The sequence below is a fragment of the Streptomyces sp. NPDC004327 genome (assembly GCF_042873935.1).
Classification (GTDB): domain Bacteria; phylum Actinomycetota; class Actinomycetes; order Streptomycetales; family Streptomycetaceae; genus Streptomyces.
Genome location: NZ_JBIAME010000010.1, coordinates 71,491 through 88,705 on the forward strand (window position 1 = coordinate 71,491; position 17,215 = coordinate 88,705).

The window sequence follows — 17,215 nt, forward strand, 5'->3', positions numbered from 1 at the left end:
GTGTGACGGACTGAACGCTAACGGTCAGGTGTGGCGACAAGACGCCAGTGGTGCGTATCAGACGTCAGAGTGGTTCGTATCAGCCAGTGATACGGACGTCCGGCCCTGAGGGGCGTCTGAGAGAATTGACCCGTGATTTCTCGAATCGATCTGCGTGGCGAGACCCTCCCCGAGGGTTCCGCGCTGCGCGACCTGCTGCCCCGTGCCGAGTTCGACGTGGAAGCCGCCCTGGAGAAGGTGCGGCCGATCTGCGAGGGCGTACGGCATCATGGCGCGGCCGCGGTGATCGACTACGGGGAGAAATTCGACGGCGTGCGCGTCGAGAGCCTGCGCGTGCCCGCCGAGGCGATCGCCCGCGCCCTCGACGAGCTCGACCCGGCCGTCCGCGCGGCCCTGGAGGAGTCGATCCGGCGCACCCGTGTGGTCCACCGCGACCAGCGCCGCACCACCCACACCACCCAGGTCGTGCCCGGCGGCACGGTCACCGAGAAGTGGATCCCGGTCGAGCGCGTCGGCCTCTACGTGCCCGGCGGCCGCTCCGTCTACCCGTCCTCCGTCGTGATGAACGTCGTCCCGGCGCAGGAGGCCGGCGTCGAGGGCATCGCCGTCTCCTCCCCGCCGCAGAAGGACTTCGGCGGCCTGCCGCACCCGACGATCCTGGCCGCCTGCGCCCTGCTCGGCGTGGACGAGGTCTACGCGGCCGGCGGCGCCCAGGCCATCGCCATGTTCGCGTACGGCACGCAGGGCACCGCCGACGAGCCCGGCTGCGCCCCGGTCAACCTGGTCACGGGCCCCGGCAACATCTACGTGGCCGCCGCCAAGCGCCTCCTCAAGGGCCGCATCGGCATCGACGCCGAGGCCGGCCCCACCGAGATCGCCGTCCTCGCCGACTCCACCGCCGACCCGGTGCACGTCGCCGCCGACCTGATCAGCCAGGCCGAGCACGACCCGATGGCCGCCTCCGTGCTCGTCACCGACTCCGCCGAGCTCGCCGAGGCCGTCGAGGCCGAGCTGAAGACGCAGGTCGCCGCGTCCAAGCACGTCGACGACCGGATCGTCCCGGCGCTCGCCGGCCGGCAGTCCGCGATCGTCCTCGTCACCGACCTGGCGGACGGCCTCAAGGTCGTCGACGCCTACGGCGCCGAGCACCTGGAGATCCAGACCGCCGACGCCGCCGCCGTCGCCGACCGGGTCCGCAACGCGGGCGCGATCTTCGTCGGCCCCTGGGCGCCGGTCTCCCTCGGCGACTACTGCGCCGGCTCCAACCACGTGCTGCCCACCGGTGGCTGCGCCTGCCACTCCTCGGGCCTGTCGGTGCAGTCCTTCCTGCGCGGCGTCCACATCGTGGACTACAGCCGCGACGCCCTCGCCGAGGTCGCCCACCACGTGGTGACCCTCGCCGAGGCGGAGGACCTGCCCGCGCACGGCGCCGCGATCAAGGCGCGTTTTGGCGGAGGCGAACCGGACGAGCGCAGTGCCGGAGGCGAACCGGACGAGCGCGGTGGGTGGAAGGTGCCGGAGAGCAAGTGACCGACAAGAACGACACCCTCGGGATCGACGACCTGCCGATCCGCGACGAGCTCAAGGGCAAGTCCCCGTACGGCGCGCCCCAGCTCGACGTGCCCGTCCAGCTGAACACCAACGAGAACCCCTACCCGCTGCCCGAGCCGCTGGTGGCCCGGATCGCGGAGCGGGTCGCCGAGGCCGCGCGCGGCCTCAACCGCTACCCCGACCGGGACGCCGTCGAGCTGCGCACCGAGCTGGCCCGCTACCTCACCCGCACCGCCGGCCACCGGGTGGGCTTCGCGAACGTGTGGGCCGCCAACGGCTCCAACGAGGTGCTCCAGCAGCTGCTGCAGACCTTCGGCGGCCCCGGCCGCACCGCGATCGGCTTCGAGCCCTCGTACTCGATGCACGCCCTGATCGCCCGCGGCACCGGCACCGGCTGGATCTCCGGCCCGCGCAACGACGACTTCACCATCGACGTGGCGGCGGCCGTCAGCGCGATCGCGGAGAACGCGCCGGACGTCGTCTTCGTGACCTCGCCCAACAACCCCACCGGCACCGCGGTCGAGGCCGCGACCGTCCTCGCCCTGTACGAGGCCGCCCAGGCCGCCCGGCCCGGCGCCGGCGCCCTGGTCGTCGTCGACGAGGCGTACGTGGAGTTCAGCCACCGGGCCTCGCTGCTGCCCCTCATCGAGGGCCGCCCGAACCTGGTGGTCTCCCGGACCATGTCCAAGGCGTTCGGCGCCGCGGGCCTGCGCCTGGGCTATCTCGCCGCCCACCCCGCCGTGGTCGACGCCGTCCAGCTGGTCCGCCTGCCGTACCACCTCTCCGCCGTCACCCAGGCCACCGCGCTCGCCGCCCTGGAGCACACCGACACCCTCCTCGGGTACGTCGAGCAGCTCAAGGCCGAGCGCGACCGCCTGGTCGCCGAACTGCGCGCGACCGGCTACGAGGTCACCGAGTCCGACGCCAACTTCGTCCAGTTCGGCCGCTTCGAAGGAGCGGAGGGCTCCCACGCGGCCTGGCGGAAGATCCTCGACCGGGGCGTCCTGGTCCGGGACAACGGCGTGCCGGGCTGGCTGCGGGTCACCGCGGGCACCCCCGAAGAGAACGACGCGTTCCTCGACGCGGTTCGTGAGCTGAAGAAGGAGCAGAACGCATGAGCCGCGTAGGCCGCGTTGAGCGCACCACCAAGGAGACGTCCGTCGTCGTCGAGATAGACCTCGACGGCACCGGAAAGGTCGACGTGTCGACCGGGGTCGGTTTCTACGACCACATGCTCGACCAGCTCGGCCGGCACGGTCTGTTCGACCTGACCGTGAAGACCGACGGCGACCTGCACATCGACACGCACCACACCATCGAGGACACCGCCCTCGCGCTGGGCGCCGCCTTCAAGCAGGCCCTCGGCGACAAGGTCGGCATCTACCGCTTCGGCAACTGCACCGTCCCGCTGGACGAGTCGCTCGCCCAGGTCACCGTCGACCTCTCCGGCCGCCCCTACCTGGTGCACACCGAGCCCGAGAACATGGCGCCGATGATCGGCTCCTACGACACGACGATGACGCGGCACATCCTGGAGTCGTTCGTCGCCCAGGCGCAGATCGCCCTGCACGTCCACGTCCCGTACGGTCGCAACGCGCACCACATCGTCGAGTGCCAGTTCAAGGCGCTCGCCCGGGCGCTCCGCTACGCCTCCGAGCGCGACCCGCGCGCCGCCGGCATCCTCCCCTCCACGAAGGGCGCCCTGTAACCGTGAACGGACTCTCCACCGTCCTCATCGTCGTCGGTCTCTTCCTCCTCGGCGGCGTCTACTCCTTCGTCAAGCAGAAGCAGTCCAAGAGCCTCGTCGGCGTGCTCGCGTTCGGCGCCGCCATGTGCCTCGCGGCCGGCCTCCTGCGGCTGGACGTGTGGTCATGACGGCCGCCGGATCCCCGAAGAAGGTCGTGGTCTTCGACTACGGCTTCGGCAACGTGCGCTCCGCCGAGCGGGCCCTCGCCCGGGTCGGCGCCGACGTCGAGATCACCCGCGACTACGACAAGGCCATGAACGCCGACGGGCTCCTCGTCCCCGGCGTGGGCGCCTTCTCCGCCTGCATGCAGGGCCTCAAGGAGGCCCGCGGCGACTGGATCGTCGGCCGCCGGCTCGCCGGCGGACGGCCCGTCATGGGCATCTGCGTCGGCATGCAGATCCTCTTCGCCCGCGGCATCGAGCACGGCGTCGAGACCGAGGGCCTCGACGAGTGGCCCGGCACGGTCGAGCCGCTGAACGCGCCCGTCGTGCCCCACATGGGCTGGAATACGGTCGACGCGCCCGCCGGCACCGAGCTGTTCGCCGGCCTCGACGCCGACGCCCGGTTCTACTTCGTGCACTCCTACGCGGTGCGCGACTGGAGCCTGGAGGTCGGCAACCCCAACATGCGCGCCCCGAAGGTCACCTGGGCCACCCACGGCGAGCCGTTCGTCGCCGCGGTGGAGAACGGCGCCCTGTGGGCGACCCAGTTCCACCCCGAGAAGTCCGGCGACGCCGGCGCCCAGCTCCTCACCAACTGGATCGGAACCCTGTGACCGTGTCGCCCGCCCTGCTCGAACTCCTGCCCGCCGTCGACGTCCGCGACGGCCAGGCGGTCCGCCTCGTCCACGGCGAGTCCGGCACCGAGACCTCCTACGGCTCCCCTCTGGAGGCCGCCCTCTCCTGGCAGCGCTCCGGCGCCGAGTGGCTGCACCTGGTCGACCTGGACGCCGCCTTCGGCACCGGCGACAACCGGGACCTGGTCCGCCAGGTCGCCGAATCCATGGCGGACATGAACCTCAAGGTGGAGCTCTCCGGCGGCATCCGCGACGACGCCTCGCTCGCCGCGGCCCTCGCCACCGGCTGCACCCGCGTCAACCTCGGCACCGCCGCCCTGGAGACCCCCGACTGGGTCGCCAAGGTCATCGCCGAGCACGGCGACAAGATCGCCGTCGGCCTCGACGTGCGCGGCACCACCCTGAAGGGCCGCGGCTGGACCCGCGACGGCGGCGACCTGTACGAGACGCTGGCCCGTCTCGACGCCGAGGGCTGCGCCCGCTACGTCGTCACCGACATCGCCAAGGACGGCACCCTCCAGGGCCCCAACCTGGAGCTGCTGCGCAACGTCTGCGCCGCCACCGACAAGCCCGTCGTCGCCTCCGGCGGCGTCTCCTCCCTGGACGACCTGCGGGCGCTGGCCGGACTCGTGCCGCTGGGCGTCGAGGGCGCGATCGTCGGCAAGGCGCTGTACGCGAAGGCCTTCACCCTCGAAGAGGCGCTCACGGCGGTGGCTTCCGCATGAGCGGCGCACTGAGGAAGGTGTCGACGGGCGCTCCCTGGGAGGAGCAGTTCGGCTACTCCCGCGCGGTGGAGCTGCCGAACGGCACCGTGCTGGTCGCCGGCTGCACCTCGGTCGTCGGCGGCGCCATCGCCGACGGCGGCCCGTACGAGCAGGCGGTCAACTCCTTCAAGGTGGCCTTCGACGCCCTGAAGCAGCTGGACCTGGGCCCCGAGCACGTCGTGCGGACGCGCATGTACATCACCCACGCGCGCGACGTGGAGGAGGTCGGCCGCGCCCACAAGGAGCTGTTCGACGCCGTCCGCCCCGCCGCGTCGATGATCATCGTCTCCGGCTTCGTCGACCCGCGCCTCGTCGTCGAGGTCGAGGTCGAGGCGTACCGGCCGGACTTCACCGAGGGAGGTGCGGCATGAGCCTCGCCGTACGCGTGATCCCCTGCCTGGACGTGGACAACGGCCGGGTCGTCAAGGGCGTCAACTTCCAGAACCTGCGGGACGCGGGCGATCCCGTCGAGATGGCCAAGCTGTACGACGCCGAGGGCGCCGACGAGCTGACCTTCCTCGACATCACCGCCTCCTCCGGCAACCGGGAGACCACCTACGACGTGGTGCGCCGCACCGCCGAGCAGGTCTTCATCCCGCTGACCGTCGGCGGCGGCGTCCGCTCCGCCGAGGACGTCGACAAGCTGCTGCGGGCCGGCGCCGACAAGGTGGGCGTCAACACGGCCGCCATCGCGCGTCCCGAGCTGATCCGCGAGATCGCCGAGCGCTTCGGCCGCCAGGTCCTGGTGCTCTCGGTCGACGCCCGGCGCACGGCCTCCGGCTCCTTCGAGGTGACGACGCACGGCGGCCGCGAGGGCACCGGCATCGACGCCGTCGAGTGGGCGCACCGGGCCGCCGACCTGGGCGCGGGCGAGATCCTGCTCAACTCGATGGACGCCGACGGCACCAAGGACGGCTACGACATCGAGATGATCGCGGCCGTGCGCAAGCACGTCACCGTGCCGGTGATCGCTTCCGGCGGCGCCGGCAAGCTGGCCGACTTCCCGCCGGCGATCGACGCGGGCGCGGACGCGGTGCTCGCGGCCTCCGTCTTCCACTTCGGCGATCTGCGGATCGGCGAGGTGAAGCAGGCGCTGCGGGAGACGGGCCACGAGGTCCGCTGAGGCGGATTCCGCTTCTGAGCAGTCTCCGGAAGGGCCCCCTCGGGGGCCCTTCTTCGTGCCCTGAACTCTCCGCGGACGCGCAGGATTATTTGTGCAATTTCTGTTGCGCAAGTTTTCTTTCGCATCTACGGTCGTGGACATGACCTCGCCGGAGAACCGCCGCATCGACGACCTGGGCACCCTCAAGGCCATCGCGCACCCGCTGCGCATGCGCCTCTACCGCGCCCTCTTCGTCGCCCGTACCGCCACCGCCTCCCAGCTCGCCGAGCAGGTCGACGAGGCCGTGTCGCTGGTCAGCTACCACCTGCGCAAGCTCGCCGAGCACGGCCTCATCGAGGAGGCGAAGGCCCAGTCGGCGGACGGCCGGGAGCGATGGTGGCAGCCGAGCTCGTACGGCTTCAGCATCCGCGAGGAGGACATGACCGGCGCCCCCGAACTCGCCGCCGCGAGCGCCGCCTTCGGCCGCACGGTCAGCGAGCAGCGCACCGGGATGCAGCGCCGCTTCCTCGACGAGCGCCACACCTGGTCCGAGGAGTGGCGCTCCGCCGCCATCAGCTCCGAATGGCTGCCCCGCCTCACCGCGCCCGAACTCGCCGCCCTCGGCAAGGAGCTGGACGCGCTCCTGACGAAGTACGACCAGGCGGCCCGCGCCGCCGAGGCCGCCGGCGACACCGAGGGCCGCGAGAACGTCGCCGTCCACCTCCACGGCTTCCCCTACCGGGGCTGAGCGCGATGACCACGACCATCGCCGCCCCCGTCGCCGCCGCGGCCCGCCCCGCCCACCGCAACCCTCAGGTCCTGCGCTGGCTCGGCGCCTTCACCGCCTCCACCCTCGGCGACAGCGTCTACTACCTCGCCCTCTCCTGGGCCGCCGTCAGCAGCGGCACTCCCGCCCAGGCGGGCCTCGTCATGGCGGTCTCCGCCGTGCCGCGCGCCCTGCTCATGCTGTTCGGGGGAGTGATCGCGGACCGGCTCGGCCCGCGCCGGGTCGTCATCGCCTCGGACACCGTCCGCTGCCTGGTCACCCTCGGCCTCGCCGCGACCCTGTTCCTCGCCTCGCCCGGCCTGTGGATCCTGGCCGCCGTCGCCCTCGTCTTCGGCACCGTCGACGCCCTCTTCCTGCCGGCCGTCGGCGCCCTGCCGCCCCGGATCGCCGCGCACGACCAGCTCGCCCGCGTCCAGGGCATGCGCGGCATCGCCTACCGCCTCGGCGCCGTCCTCGGCTCCCCGCTCGGCGGCCTCGCCGTCGCCGTCGGCGGCTCCGCCACGGCCTTCACCCTCGCCGGCGTGCTGTTCGCCCTCTCCCTGCCGCTGCTGTGCACGCTGCGGATCCGGCCGCTGCCCGCCGAGAACGCCACGGCCGGCAGCACCGCCCTGGGCGACCTCGCCGACGGCCTGCGCTACGTCCGCCGCCACCGGGTCCTCGGCCCGCTGATGGTCGTCGTACTCCTCGGCGACCTCGGCTTCGCCGGCCCGCTCAACGTCGGCCTCGCCCTCCTGGCCGAGCAGCGCGGCTGGGGAGCGGCCGGCATCGGCTGGATCCTCGCCGGCTTCGGTACGGGCGCGAGCGCCGCCTCCCTGCTCCTCACCGTCCGCGGCCGCGTCCCCCGCGCGGGCGCCGTCCTCAACGGGGTCATGATCCTCGGAGCCGTGTCGATCGGCGCCCTCGCCTACGTGCCCCTGCTGCCCGTCGCCGTCCTCGTCGCCCTGTCCATCGGCGTGCTCGCCGGACTCTCCGGAGTGCTCTGCGGCGCACTCGTCCAGACCGCGTGCGACCCCGCCTACCTCGGCCGGGTGAGCGCCGTCTCCAGCCTCGGCAGCCTCGGCATCGCCCCGCTCGCCCTCCCGCTCACCGGCGCGGCCATCGGCCACTGGGGCCTCGGCCCGGTCTTCGTCGCGGGCGCCGCCGTCTGCGCCCTCAGCGGCGTCTACGGTCTCGCCGTACCCGCCCTGCGCAGGGCCGAGCTGCCGAAGGGCCAGAGCCCCGCCCGGCGGATCACCGCCGGGGCCTGACCCGCCGGACAGGTCCTACGGATGTCTCGCCGGTCATGCCGGGCTCGCCATGACCGGCGAGCCCGGCCAGGGCCTGTCCGGCGGATCAGGGTCGGACAGGCCCTAGAGCCCCAGCTGCTTCGTCGTGTGCAGCTTCGCCACGGCGTCCGGCTCGCCGTCCAGCGCCACCTTCGCCGCGTCCTGCCGCCCGAACAGGAACATGATCAGCTCGCCCGGCTCCCCGGACACCGTCACCACCGGCACGCCGCGGTGCGCCACCACCGTCTGCCCGTCCGGGCGGCGCAGCACGAGCCCCACCGGCGCCTTGCGGCCGAGCAGCCGCGCCGACTTCTCCAGGCGTGACCACAGGGCGTCCGCGAAGACCGGGTCGAGCGGGCGCGCGGTCCAGTCAGGCTGCGCCCGGCGCACGTCCTCGGCGTGGACGTAGAACTCGACGATGTTCGCGCCCTCGTCCACCTGCTTGATCGTGAACGGGGACAGCCGCGGCGGACCCGAACGGAGGAGCTGGACCAGCTCCTCGTACGGCTTCGCGGCGAACTCCGCCTGCACCCGGTCGAGCCGGTCCTTGAGCAGCGGGACGAGCGTGCCCGCCGCCGCGTCCGGCCGGCGCTCCCGCACCACCACGTGCGCCGCCAGGTCCTGGGTCCGCCACCCCTCGCAGAGCGTCGGCGCGTCCGGGCCGGCCGCCTCCAACAGGTCGGCGAGCAGAAGTCGTTCACGCTTGGCATGGGTCGACATGTGCGCCAGCGTAAGGCCCGGACGGCCGCTCCGCCCAGCGGGCACCCGCCGGCCGTGTCGCCGCTTCGCCCCGCCGCCGCCCGCCGACCGGACCCCGGGGTCCGCCCACTGGACGCAACCCCGTCCGGCACCCGCCGTCACGGCACAATGGCGGCATGACCAGCACGCCCCGGACCTCCAGCGACCTCGACCCGGCCATCGCCGACCGCCTCAAGCGCAGCGCCGACGGCCTCGTCCCCGCCATCGCCCAGCAGCACGACACCGGCGAGGTGCTCATGCTCGGCTGGATGGACGACGAGGCGCTGCACCGCACCCTCACCACCGGCCGCGCCACCTACTGGTCCCGCAGCCGCCAGGAGTACTGGGTCAAGGGCGACACCTCCGGCCACGTCCAGCACGTGAAGGCGGTCGCCCTCGACTGCGACGCCGACACACTGCTCGTCAAGGTCGACCAGGTCGGCGCCGCCTGCCACACCGGCACCCGCACCTGCTTCGACACCGACGTGCTTCTCGCGGCCGAGTAGGGTCTGGCGCCATGGATCTCGAGACCTTCCGCAAGCTGGCGGCCGACCGCCGCGTCATCCCCGTCAGCCGCCGGCTCCTCGCCGACGGCGACACCCCGGTCGGGCTCTACCGCAAGCTCGCCGCCGAACGCCCGGGCACCTTCCTCCTCGAATCCGCGGAGAACGGCCGCAGCTGGTCCCGCTACTCCTTCATCGGCGTCCGCAGCGACGCCACCCTCACCGTCGAGGACGGCCAGGCGCACTGGCTCGGCACCCCGCCCGTCGGCGTCCCCGTCGACGGCGATCCGCTCGCCGCCCTGCGCGCCACCGTCGAGACCCTGCACACCCCGCGCGACCTGGCCTCCGGGATGCCCCCGTTCACCGGCGGCATGGTCGGCTACCTCGGCTACGACATCGTGCGCCGCCTGGAGCGCATCGGCGAGCACGGCACCGACGACCTGCGGCTGCCCGAGCTCACCATGCTGCTCACCAGTGACCTCGCCGTCCTCGACCACTGGGACGGCTCGGTGCTCCTGATCGCCAACGCGATCAACCACAACGACCTGGAGACCGGTGTCGACGAGGCGTACGCGCACGCCGTCGCCCGCCTCGACGCGATGGAGGCCGACCTGGCCCGCCCCGTCGCCTCCACCCCGGTCGCGCTTCCTGAGTCCGCCCTGCCCGAGTTCTCCGCGCTCTGGGGCGGCCCCGCCTACCAGGACGCCGTCGAGGACATCAAGGAGCGCATCCGGGCCGGCGAGGCCTTCCAGGTGGTGCCCTCGCAGCGGTTCGAGACGGAGTGCACCGCCTCCGCCCTCGACGTCTACCGGGTGCTGCGGGCCACCAACCCGTCCCCGTACATGTACCTCTTCCGCTTCGAGAACGGCTTCGACGTCGTCGGATCCTCGCCCGAGGCCCTGGTCAAGGTCGAGGACGGCCGCGCGATGGTCCACCCCATCGCCGGCACCCGGCACCGCGGCGCCACCCCGCAGGAGGACCACGACCTCGCCGAGGAGCTGCTCGCCGACCCCAAGGAGCGCGCCGAGCACCTGATGCTCGTCGACCTCGGCCGCAACGACCTGGGCCGGGTCTGCGAGCCGGGCTCCGTCGAGGTCGTCGACTTCATGTCCGTCGAGCGCTACTCGCACGTCATGCACATCGTCTCCACCGTGACCGGCAAGGTCGCCCAGGGGAAGACCGCCTTCGACGTCCTCACCGCCTGCTTCCCGGCCGGCACCCTCTCCGGGGCGCCCAAGCCGCGCGCGATGCAGATCATCGAGGAGCTGGAGCCGTCCCGGCGCGGCCTGTACGGCGGCTGCGTCGGCTACCTCGACTTCGCGGGCGACTCCGACACGGCCATCGCCATCCGTACCGCCCTGCTGCGCGACGGAACGGCGTACGTGCAGGCCGGAGCCGGTGTCGTCGCCGACTCCGACCCGGTCTCCGAGGACACCGAGTGCCGCAACAAGGCGGCGGCGGTGCTCCGCGCCGTCCACACCGCCAACCGGATGACGGCACCCATCACCCACTGAATGCCGCGACTCACCCACCGAGTGCCGCGACCGGATGAATCGCTTCTGGGCCGGTAGGGGATAGTGGGGTATGTGAGTGCCGCTTCCGTACCCCAGCCCCGAGCCGCCCGTCCGGGCGGCGCCGCCTCCTCCGGCGCCCGCCGCAGCCTGGCCGTGGCCCTGCTGCTCGGCGCCCTCGGAGCCACCGTCGTCCTGCTCTCCGCCGGACAGAAGTGGGCCGAGGGCACCGCGGCGGTCGGCGGCGGCTCCGTCCCCGTGCAGGCCGACGGCGGTGCCGTCACCGGCGTGCCGACCGCGCTCGCCATCGTCGGCCTGGCCGCGCTCGTCGCGGTCTTCGCCGTCCGCCGCGCCGGCCGCACCCTGGTCGCCGCCCTGCTCGCCCTGAGCGGGGCGGGCGCGGCCCTCGCCGCCGTCCTCGGCGCCTCCGACAGCGACGCGCTGAACGCGGAGGCGGCCAGGGTCAGCGGCAACACCGCGGCCGCCGTCGGCGGCCTCAGCCACACCGTCTGGCCGTACGTGGCCGCCGCCGGCGCCCTGCTCATCCTGGTCGCCGGGCTCTTCGCGCTGCGCTTCGGCAAGTCCTGGCCCGCGATGGGCGGCCGCTACGAGCGCTCCGGCGCCCCGCGCGCGGGCCGCCGCGGCCGGGCCGCGGCCGTCGACCCCGACCGCCCCGAGGACCTGTGGAAGGCCCTCGACCGCGGCGAGGACCCGACGCACGGCGACTGAGTTCCCGCTCCTTCGCCGCGACGCGTGATCGTTCGGGCACCCCGATTCACCGCCGCGGCCCCATGTGCGGAACAATGAGACGTCACTGAGACGTCACCACCGAGCAACATCAACGAGGAGCAACTCATGGCGGGCAGCGCCCACGGACACACCCCGGCCGCCTGGACCGGTGTCATCATCTCCTTCATCGGCTTCTGCATCGCCGGAGTCTTCATGGTGGCGGCCAACGGTCCCGGCTTCTGGGCCGGTATCGGTGTCATCCTCCTCGGCGGTGTCGTCGGTGGCGCGATGAAGGTCGCGGGCCTCGGCATGCCGAAGCCCACCGCCGACGTCGTGGCCGCCCGCGAGGCCGCCACCGCCCGCGTTCTGGAGAAGACCGGCGCCTGATCGCCCAACGTCACTCCGAAGGCGCAGTCCCGCGACACGGGGCTGCGCCTTCGCGCGTCACCGGCGACAATCACCGGGTGGACCCGAACCCGACGGCGGGAGCCGTGACCGAGCAGCCGGCCCCCGCGCCCGCCCCCCAGGGCACCCCGTACCCGTCGTACCCGCCGTTCGGGCCTCCGCCGCCGCCCGGGCCGCTCGCCCGCCGCCTGCTCGCTCCGCTCGGCGCGCTCACCGCCGTCGCCGCGGCCTTCGCGTACGTCGGCACCGTCGACCCGGGCGAACCCGGGCACTACCCCGTCTGCCCGCTGCTCCGCTTCACCGGCATCTACTGCCCCGGCTGCGGCGGCCTGCGCAGCGCCCACGCCTTCGTCCACGGCGACATCGGCGCCGCCCTCGGCTACAACGCCCTCGCCGTCGTCGGCTACGGCGTCTTCGCCGTCGTCATGGTCCTCTGGCTGATTCGTGCCATCCGGGGCATCCCCATGCGGCTCGCGATCTCCCCGGCCTGGTGGTGGGCGATCGGTGCCGTTCTGGGAGCGTTCACCCTCGTGCGGAACCTTCCTTTCGGCTCCGCGCTGGCCCCCTGAGCGCCCTCCGGCCACGCCCGGAAGTCCCAGCAATTGGGACGCGGCGCAAACCGATGCGGGTCCGGGGCCCACCTGCGGATACCATCGACATGGCTGAACAAGACCGCAGGACCGCAAGTCCGCAAGACCCAGACCGCCAGAACGTCACCGTCCCGGAAGGGGGCCTCTCGCGTGAGTGTGCTCGACGAGATCATCGAAGGCGTGCGCGCCGACCTCGCAGAGCGGCAGGCGCGGGTCTCCCTCGACGAGCTCAAGGAGCGCGCCGCAAAGGCGCCGCAGGCCAAGGACGGCGTCGCCGCACTGCGCGGCGACGGCGTCAAGGTGATCTGCGAGGTCAAGCGCTCCAGCCCGTCCAAGGGCGCACTCGCCGCCATCGCCGACCCGGCCGGCCTCGCCGCCGACTACGAGGCGGGCGGAGCCGCCGTCATCTCCGTCCTCACCGAGCAGCGCCGCTTCGGCGGCTCGCTCGCCGACCTCGAAGCCGTGCGCGCCCGGGTCGACATCCCGGTCCTGCGCAAGGACTTCATCGTCACCGCCTACCAGCTCTGGGAGGCCCGGGCGTACGGCGCGGACCTCGCGCTGCTCATCGTCGCGGCCCTGGAGCAGGAGGCCCTCGTCTCCCTCATCGAGCGCGCCGAGTCCATCGGGCTCACCCCGCTCGTCGAGGTCCACGACGAGGAGGAGGTCGAGCGGGCCGTCGACGCCGGCGCCCGCATCATCGGCGTCAACGCCCGCAACCTGAAGACCCTCAAGGTCGACCGCTCCACCTTCGAGCGCGTCGCCCCGGAGATCCCGGCCCACATCGTCAAGGTCGCCGAGTCCGGCGTCCGCGGCCCGCACGACCTCATCGCGTACGCCAACGCCGGCGCCGACGCGGTCCTGGTCGGCGAGTCCCTGGTCACCGGCCGCGACCCCAAGGCCGCCGTCGCCGACCTCGTCGCCGCAGGCGCCCACCCCGCGCTGCGCCACGGGCGGAGCTGACCCGGCATGGACCTCCGCTTCCACCACGACACGCCGCACGTCGTCCCGGGCCGCAGCGCCCGGGGCGCCGTCGACGTGCACGCGGACGGAAGCGACCGCCGCCACGCCCCGCTCGCCCGCGGCTGCCGCCCGCGCGGCTGCCGCGCCCCCGCCCGCCGCGTCCACGGCCGCCGGGTGCGCTATGTGATCGGTGACGAGCCGGGCCAGGTCAACGGCATGCGATGGCGCGCGCGCCGAGCGCGCGACATCACGTACAGCAGCCAAGCCTGAGCCGAGGCGAAGGGCGTCCGCACCAGTGGGTGCGGCACGCCTGACCCGCCCATGCCGGGCGGGCGTCGCCGACGGGGCTGTCACCCCGCCGGAACGGCACCCACCCTGCGTGGCCCGCGCCCAGCCGCGATGGCCGCCTTCGCCACCCCCGCACAACGAAACGACGCCCCCTGCCGGGCCTGGGCTTCCTGCGCCTCGACCCGCACCGGAAGCGTGTCGTGGTCGTGGTGCGGCCAGGTCCAGGGGGCGGAGGCGCCGCCAAGCGCGCCGTCCCGTGTGCCCACCCGTCCCGCCCAGCGGGACGATTGCCCACACGGGGTGGCCGACGGGCCGGGCACCGCCCAGGCGCGCCACGCGCCCGCTGCCGTACGTCACCCTCACGCGCGCATACCGTGACCACCAACCCACGTCACCCGGGGCACCCGCCCCGCGAGGAGCGCATCCGCATGTCCGAGTTCTTCATTCCCGACCCGGAGGGTCAGGTCCCCACCGCCGAGGGCTACTTCGGCGTCTACGGCGGCAAGTTCATCCCGGAGGCCCTCGTCGCCGCCGTCGACGAGGTCGCCGTCGAGTACGACAAGGCCAAGAGCGACCCGGAGTTCGCGCGCGAGCTCAACGACCTGATGGTCAACTACACGGGCCGCCCGAGCGCGCTGACCGAGGTGCCGCGGTTCGCCGAGCACGCCGGCGGCGCCCGGGTGTTCCTCAAGCGCGAGGACCTGAACCACACCGGCTCGCACAAGATCAACAACGTGCTCGGCCAGGCGCTGCTCACCAAGCGCATGGGCAAGACCCGGGTGATCGCGGAGACCGGCGCCGGCCAGCACGGCGTCGCCACGGCCACCGCCTGCGCCCTCTTCGGTCTCGACTGCACCATCTACATGGGCGAGATCGACACCCAGCGCCAGGCCCTCAACGTCGCCCGCATGCGCATGCTCGGCGCCGAGGTCGTCGCGGTGAAGTCCGGCAGCCGAACCCTCAAGGACGCCATCAACGAGGCGTTCCGCGACTGGGTCGCCAACGTGGACCGCACGCACTACCTGTTCGGCACGGTCGCGGGCCCGCACCCGTTCCCCGCCATGGTCCGCGACTTCCACCGGGTCATCGGTGTGGAGGCCCGCCGCCAGATCCTGGAGCGCGCCGGCCGGCTGCCCGACGCGGCCGTCGCCTGCGTCGGCGGCGGTTCCAACGCCATCGGTCTGTTCCACGCGTTCATCCCGGACGCCGGCGTCCGCCTGATCGGCTGCGAGCCGGCCGGCCACGGCGTCGAGACCGGCGAGCACGCCGCCACCCTGACGGCCGGCGAGCCGGGCATCCTGCACGGCTCCCGCAGCTACGTCCTCCAGGACGACGAGGGCCAGATCACCGAGCCGTACTCGATCTCCGCCGGCCTGGACTACCCGGGCATCGGCCCGGAGCACTCGTACCTCAAGGACAGCGGCCGCGGCGAGTACCGGGCCGTCACCGACGACGCCGCCATGCAGGCGCTGCGGCTGCTCTCCCGCACCGAGGGCATCATCCCGGCCATCGAGTCGGCGCACGCCCTGGCCGGCGCTCTGGAGGTCGGCAAGGAGCTCGGCCCGGACGGGCTGATCGTCGTCAACCTCTCCGGACGCGGCGACAAGGACATGGACACCGCCGCTCGCTACTTCGGGCTGTACGACACCGACGCCGAGGTGGCCGCGAACGCAGCCGACACCGCCGAGATCGAGGGGGACGCCAAGTGACCGGCAACATCCAGCTCCTGAGCGACACCCTGGCCAAGGCGAAGGCCGACAACCGGGCCGCGCTCATCGCGTACCTGCCGGCCGGCTTCCCGACCGTCGACGGCGGCATCGCCGCCATCAAGGCCGTCTTCGACGGCGGCGCCGACGTCGTCGAGGTCGGTCTGCCGCACAGCGACCCGGTCCTCGACGGCCCGGTCATCCAGACCGCCGACGACATCGCCCTGCGCGGCGGCGTCAGGATCGCCGACGTCATGCGCACGGTGAAGGAGGCCCACGAGGCCACCGGCAAGCCGGTCCTCGTGATGACCTACTGGAACCCCATCGACCGCTACGGCGTCGAGCGCTTCACCGAGGAGCTCGCCGCGGCCGGCGGCGCCGGCTGCATCCTGCCCGACCTGCCGGTCCAGGAGTCCGCGGTGTGGCGCGAGCACGCCACCCGGCACGGGCTCGCCACCGTCTTCGTCGTCGCGCCCAGCAGCAGGGACGAGCGGCTCGCCACCATCACCGCGGCCGGCTCCGGCTTCGTCTACGCCGCTTCCCTGATGGGCGTCACCGGCACCCGCGAGTCGGTCGGCGAGCAGGCCGCCGACCTGGTCCGCCGCACCCGGGACGCCGACGCCGGCGAGCTGCCCGTCTGCGTGGGCCTCGGCGTCTCCAACGCCGCCCAGGCGCGCGAGGTCGCCGGCTTCGCCGACGGCGTCATCGTCGGCTCCGCCTTCGTCAAGCGGATGCTCGACGCCGCCGACGAGACGGCCGGCCTCGGCGCCGTAAGGGAACTGGCGGCCGAACTCGCCGAGGGCGTGCGCCGCACCTCGTAACCCGTACGGGTGGATTCGTCACCGGGGAGGCACGCGCGTGCCTCCCCGGTTCGTTGCTGTGGGCGTGAGCGAGAACAACCGAGACGGTATGCAGAGCGCGCGGGAGCGCCTCAAGCAACAGCGCGAGCGCGACAAGACGCGCGAGAAGCGGCGACGCGTCCTCATCGTGTCGGCCGCGGTCGTCGGCGTCCTCGGCCTGGCCGCGGTCGTCGGTGTGATCGCGGCCAACAGCGGGGGCAAGGGCACCTCCGACAAGGCGGGCCCGGTCGTCGACCCCGCCGGCGCCATCCCCGGCGACAAGCCCGCCATCCCGACGGGCCGCCCGGACGCCCCGTCCACGCTCACGGTCTGGGAGGACTTCCGCTGCCCCGCGTGCGCCCAGTTCGAGAGCGTCATGCGCGACAGCATCCACCAGCTCCAGGCGTCCGGCGCCCTCAAGGCCGAGTACCACCTGGTCACCCTCATCGACGGCAACCTCGGCGGCACCGGCTCGCTGCGTTCCGCCAACGCCGCCGCCTGCGCCCAGGACGCCGGGAAGTTCACGGCGTACCACGACGTGCTCTACAAGAACCAGCCGCAGGAGACCGACGACGCCTACGCGAAGAACGAGAAGCTGATCGAGCTCGCGGCGAAGGTCCCCGGCCTCGACACGCCCGCCTTCCGCTCCTGCGTCGAGGACGGCACGCACGACAGCTGGGTGAAGAAGTCGCAGGACGCCTTCAAGAAGAGCGATTTCAACGGGACCCCGTCCGTCCTCCTCAACGGCGAGTCGATCTTCCCGCAGAAGGGGAGCGAGCAGATCTCCCCGGAGAACCTGAAGAAGTGGGTCGCCGAGGCCAACAAGGGCAAGCAGCCGGGCACCGCCTCGCCGGCCGCCGGATCCCCCACGCGCCACTGACTTCCCTCAGGTAGTTACGGAGAAGTTGCCGGGCTGGCTGCCGCACGGCCCGCC

Annotated in this window: 21 protein-coding genes; 20 read left to right on the forward strand and 1 reads right to left on the reverse strand. The window is 73.0% G+C overall.

All coding sequences use genetic code 11. The features are described 5' to 3' along the window. Nucleotides 1-132 precede the first annotated feature (132 nt). The 10 genes from hisD to ACFYU9_RS30440 all read left to right on the forward strand — a co-directional run bounded on the left by hisD (nucleotide 133) and on the right by ACFYU9_RS30440 (nucleotide 7,994). A complete protein-coding gene (hisD, locus tag ACFYU9_RS30395; protein WP_389346842.1) occupies nucleotides 133-1,530 on the forward strand; it encodes a histidinol dehydrogenase in 1,398 nt (465 codons plus the stop codon). Next, entirely contained in the window at nucleotides 1,527-2,669 is a 1,143-nt protein-coding gene (locus ACFYU9_RS30400; protein WP_389346844.1) for a histidinol-phosphate transaminase, read from the forward strand. Before hisD ends, ACFYU9_RS30400 begins: the two co-directional genes overlap by 4 nt. After that, nucleotides 2,666-3,259 (forward strand): imidazoleglycerol-phosphate dehydratase HisB, encoded by a 594-nt coding sequence (gene hisB / locus ACFYU9_RS30405; RefSeq protein WP_389216254.1) that lies wholly within the window; start codon nucleotides 2,666-2,668, stop codon nucleotides 3,257-3,259. The genes ACFYU9_RS30400 and hisB overlap by 4 nt, the downstream gene beginning before the upstream one ends. Nucleotides 3,260-3,261: 2 nt before the next feature. Then, the gene (locus ACFYU9_RS30410) at nucleotides 3,262-3,426 is read left to right on the forward strand and encodes a hypothetical protein (RefSeq protein WP_389216257.1); all 165 of its coding nucleotides are present in this window, start codon (nucleotides 3,262-3,264) and stop codon (nucleotides 3,424-3,426) included. Further along, a complete protein-coding gene (gene hisH / locus ACFYU9_RS30415) occupies nucleotides 3,423-4,073 on the forward strand; it encodes an imidazole glycerol phosphate synthase subunit HisH (RefSeq protein ID WP_389216260.1) in 651 nt (216 codons plus the stop codon). Before ACFYU9_RS30410 ends, hisH begins: the two co-directional genes overlap by 4 nt. A 2-nt stretch (nucleotides 4,074-4,075) precedes the next feature. Continuing rightward, nucleotides 4,076-4,819, forward strand: a complete 744-nt coding sequence (gene priA, locus ACFYU9_RS30420; RefSeq protein WP_389216263.1) for a bifunctional 1-(5-phosphoribosyl)-5-((5-phosphoribosylamino)methylideneamino)imidazole-4-carboxamide isomerase/phosphoribosylanthranilate isomerase PriA — start codon at nucleotides 4,076-4,078, stop codon at nucleotides 4,817-4,819. Continuing rightward, nucleotides 4,816-5,229, forward strand: a complete 414-nt coding sequence (locus tag ACFYU9_RS30425; RefSeq protein ID WP_389216265.1) for a RidA family protein — start codon at nucleotides 4,816-4,818, stop codon at nucleotides 5,227-5,229. Before priA ends, ACFYU9_RS30425 begins: the two co-directional genes overlap by 4 nt. Continuing rightward, nucleotides 5,226-5,981, forward strand: a complete 756-nt coding sequence (gene hisF / locus ACFYU9_RS30430) for an imidazole glycerol phosphate synthase subunit HisF (RefSeq protein WP_389216268.1) — start codon at nucleotides 5,226-5,228, stop codon at nucleotides 5,979-5,981. Before ACFYU9_RS30425 ends, hisF begins: the two co-directional genes overlap by 4 nt. Before the next feature lie 139 nt (nucleotides 5,982-6,120). Then, nucleotides 6,121-6,708, forward strand: a complete 588-nt coding sequence (locus ACFYU9_RS30435) for an ArsR/SmtB family transcription factor (RefSeq protein ID WP_389216270.1) — start codon at nucleotides 6,121-6,123, stop codon at nucleotides 6,706-6,708. Between the two features lie 5 nt (nucleotides 6,709-6,713). Then, a complete protein-coding gene (locus ACFYU9_RS30440; protein WP_389346847.1) occupies nucleotides 6,714-7,994 on the forward strand; it encodes an MFS transporter in 1,281 nt (426 codons plus the stop codon). A gap of 102 nt (nucleotides 7,995-8,096) precedes the next feature. Here the strand turns inward: ACFYU9_RS30440 and ACFYU9_RS30445 are convergent, their stop codons facing one another. Then, complete coding sequence (locus ACFYU9_RS30445; protein WP_389346849.1) at nucleotides 8,097-8,732, reverse strand: TIGR03085 family metal-binding protein; 636 nt, start codon at nucleotides 8,730-8,732, stop codon at nucleotides 8,097-8,099. Between the two features lie 155 nt (nucleotides 8,733-8,887). Here ACFYU9_RS30445 and hisI point away from each other — a divergent pair, with 155 nt between their 5' ends. From hisI to ACFYU9_RS30495, 10 genes are all read left to right on the forward strand, one after another. Beyond that, nucleotides 8,888-9,256, forward strand: a complete 369-nt coding sequence (hisI, locus tag ACFYU9_RS30450) for a phosphoribosyl-AMP cyclohydrolase (protein WP_389216279.1) — start codon at nucleotides 8,888-8,890, stop codon at nucleotides 9,254-9,256. Between the two features lie 11 nt (nucleotides 9,257-9,267). Then, nucleotides 9,268-10,767 (forward strand): anthranilate synthase component I, encoded by a 1,500-nt coding sequence (locus tag ACFYU9_RS30455; RefSeq protein ID WP_389216282.1) that lies wholly within the window; start codon nucleotides 9,268-9,270, stop codon nucleotides 10,765-10,767. Between the two features lie 63 nt (nucleotides 10,768-10,830). Next, nucleotides 10,831-11,493, forward strand: a complete 663-nt coding sequence (locus ACFYU9_RS30460; protein WP_389216285.1) for a TIGR02234 family membrane protein — start codon at nucleotides 10,831-10,833, stop codon at nucleotides 11,491-11,493. A 126-nt stretch (nucleotides 11,494-11,619) separates the two neighbouring features. Then, nucleotides 11,620-11,880, forward strand: coding sequence for an HGxxPAAW family protein (locus ACFYU9_RS30465; protein ID WP_389216288.1), 261 nt, complete (start codon nucleotides 11,620-11,622; stop codon nucleotides 11,878-11,880). 104 nt (nucleotides 11,881-11,984) lie between these two features. Next, nucleotides 11,985-12,467 carry a DUF2752 domain-containing protein gene (locus ACFYU9_RS30470; RefSeq protein ID WP_389216972.1) on the forward strand — a complete coding sequence of 161 codons (483 nt, stop codon included), beginning with the start codon at nucleotides 11,985-11,987 and terminating at the stop codon, nucleotides 12,465-12,467. Between the two features lie 171 nt (nucleotides 12,468-12,638). After that, on the forward strand, nucleotides 12,639-13,448 hold the full coding sequence (gene trpC / locus ACFYU9_RS30475) for an indole-3-glycerol phosphate synthase TrpC (protein ID WP_389216291.1): 810 nt from the start codon (nucleotides 12,639-12,641) through the stop codon (nucleotides 13,446-13,448). 6 nt (nucleotides 13,449-13,454) lie between these two features. Beyond that, nucleotides 13,455-13,718: a tryptophan biosynthesis modulator TrpM gene (gene trpM, locus ACFYU9_RS30480; protein WP_389216294.1), complete on the forward strand. Its 264-nt coding sequence runs from the start codon at nucleotides 13,455-13,457 to the stop codon at nucleotides 13,716-13,718. Nucleotides 13,719-14,164: 446 nt separating this feature from the next. Next, nucleotides 14,165-15,445, forward strand: coding sequence for a tryptophan synthase subunit beta (gene trpB / locus ACFYU9_RS30485; protein ID WP_389216297.1), 1,281 nt, complete (start codon nucleotides 14,165-14,167; stop codon nucleotides 15,443-15,445). After that, complete coding sequence (gene trpA / locus ACFYU9_RS30490; RefSeq protein ID WP_389216300.1) at nucleotides 15,442-16,263, forward strand: tryptophan synthase subunit alpha; 822 nt, start codon at nucleotides 15,442-15,444, stop codon at nucleotides 16,261-16,263. The genes trpB and trpA overlap by 4 nt, the downstream gene beginning before the upstream one ends. Before the next feature lie 64 nt (nucleotides 16,264-16,327). Next, nucleotides 16,328-17,161, forward strand: coding sequence for a DsbA family protein (locus ACFYU9_RS30495; RefSeq protein WP_389346851.1), 834 nt, complete (start codon nucleotides 16,328-16,330; stop codon nucleotides 17,159-17,161). Nucleotides 17,162-17,215: the final 54 nt, after the last annotated feature.

Excerpts from the sequence above, each read along its gene's own strand:
- hisB (WP_389216254.1), top strand. The coding sequence starts at position 2,666 with ATGAGCCGCGTAGGCCGCGTTGAGCGCACCACCAAGGAGACGTCCGTC.
- hisH (WP_389216260.1), top strand. The coding sequence starts at position 3,423 with ATGACGGCCGCCGGATCCCCGAAGAAGGTCGTGGTCTTCGACTACGGC.
- ACFYU9_RS30425 (WP_389216265.1), top strand. The coding sequence starts at position 4,816 with ATGAGCGGCGCACTGAGGAAGGTGTCGACGGGCGCTCCCTGGGAGGAG.
- hisF (WP_389216268.1), top strand. The coding sequence starts at position 5,226 with ATGAGCCTCGCCGTACGCGTGATCCCCTGCCTGGACGTGGACAACGGC.
- ACFYU9_RS30435 (WP_389216270.1), top strand. The coding sequence starts at position 6,121 with ATGACCTCGCCGGAGAACCGCCGCATCGACGACCTGGGCACCCTCAAG.
- ACFYU9_RS30440 (WP_389346847.1), top strand. The coding sequence starts at position 6,714 with ATGACCACGACCATCGCCGCCCCCGTCGCCGCCGCGGCCCGCCCCGCC.
- ACFYU9_RS30445 (WP_389346849.1), bottom strand. The coding sequence starts at position 8,732 with ATGTCGACCCATGCCAAGCGTGAACGACTTCTGCTCGCCGACCTGTTG.
- hisI (WP_389216279.1), top strand. The coding sequence starts at position 8,888 with ATGACCAGCACGCCCCGGACCTCCAGCGACCTCGACCCGGCCATCGCC.
- ACFYU9_RS30455 (WP_389216282.1), top strand. The coding sequence starts at position 9,268 with ATGGATCTCGAGACCTTCCGCAAGCTGGCGGCCGACCGCCGCGTCATC.
- ACFYU9_RS30465 (WP_389216288.1), top strand. The coding sequence starts at position 11,620 with ATGGCGGGCAGCGCCCACGGACACACCCCGGCCGCCTGGACCGGTGTC.
- trpM (WP_389216294.1), top strand. The coding sequence starts at position 13,455 with ATGGACCTCCGCTTCCACCACGACACGCCGCACGTCGTCCCGGGCCGC.
- trpB (WP_389216297.1), top strand. The coding sequence starts at position 14,165 with ATGTCCGAGTTCTTCATTCCCGACCCGGAGGGTCAGGTCCCCACCGCC.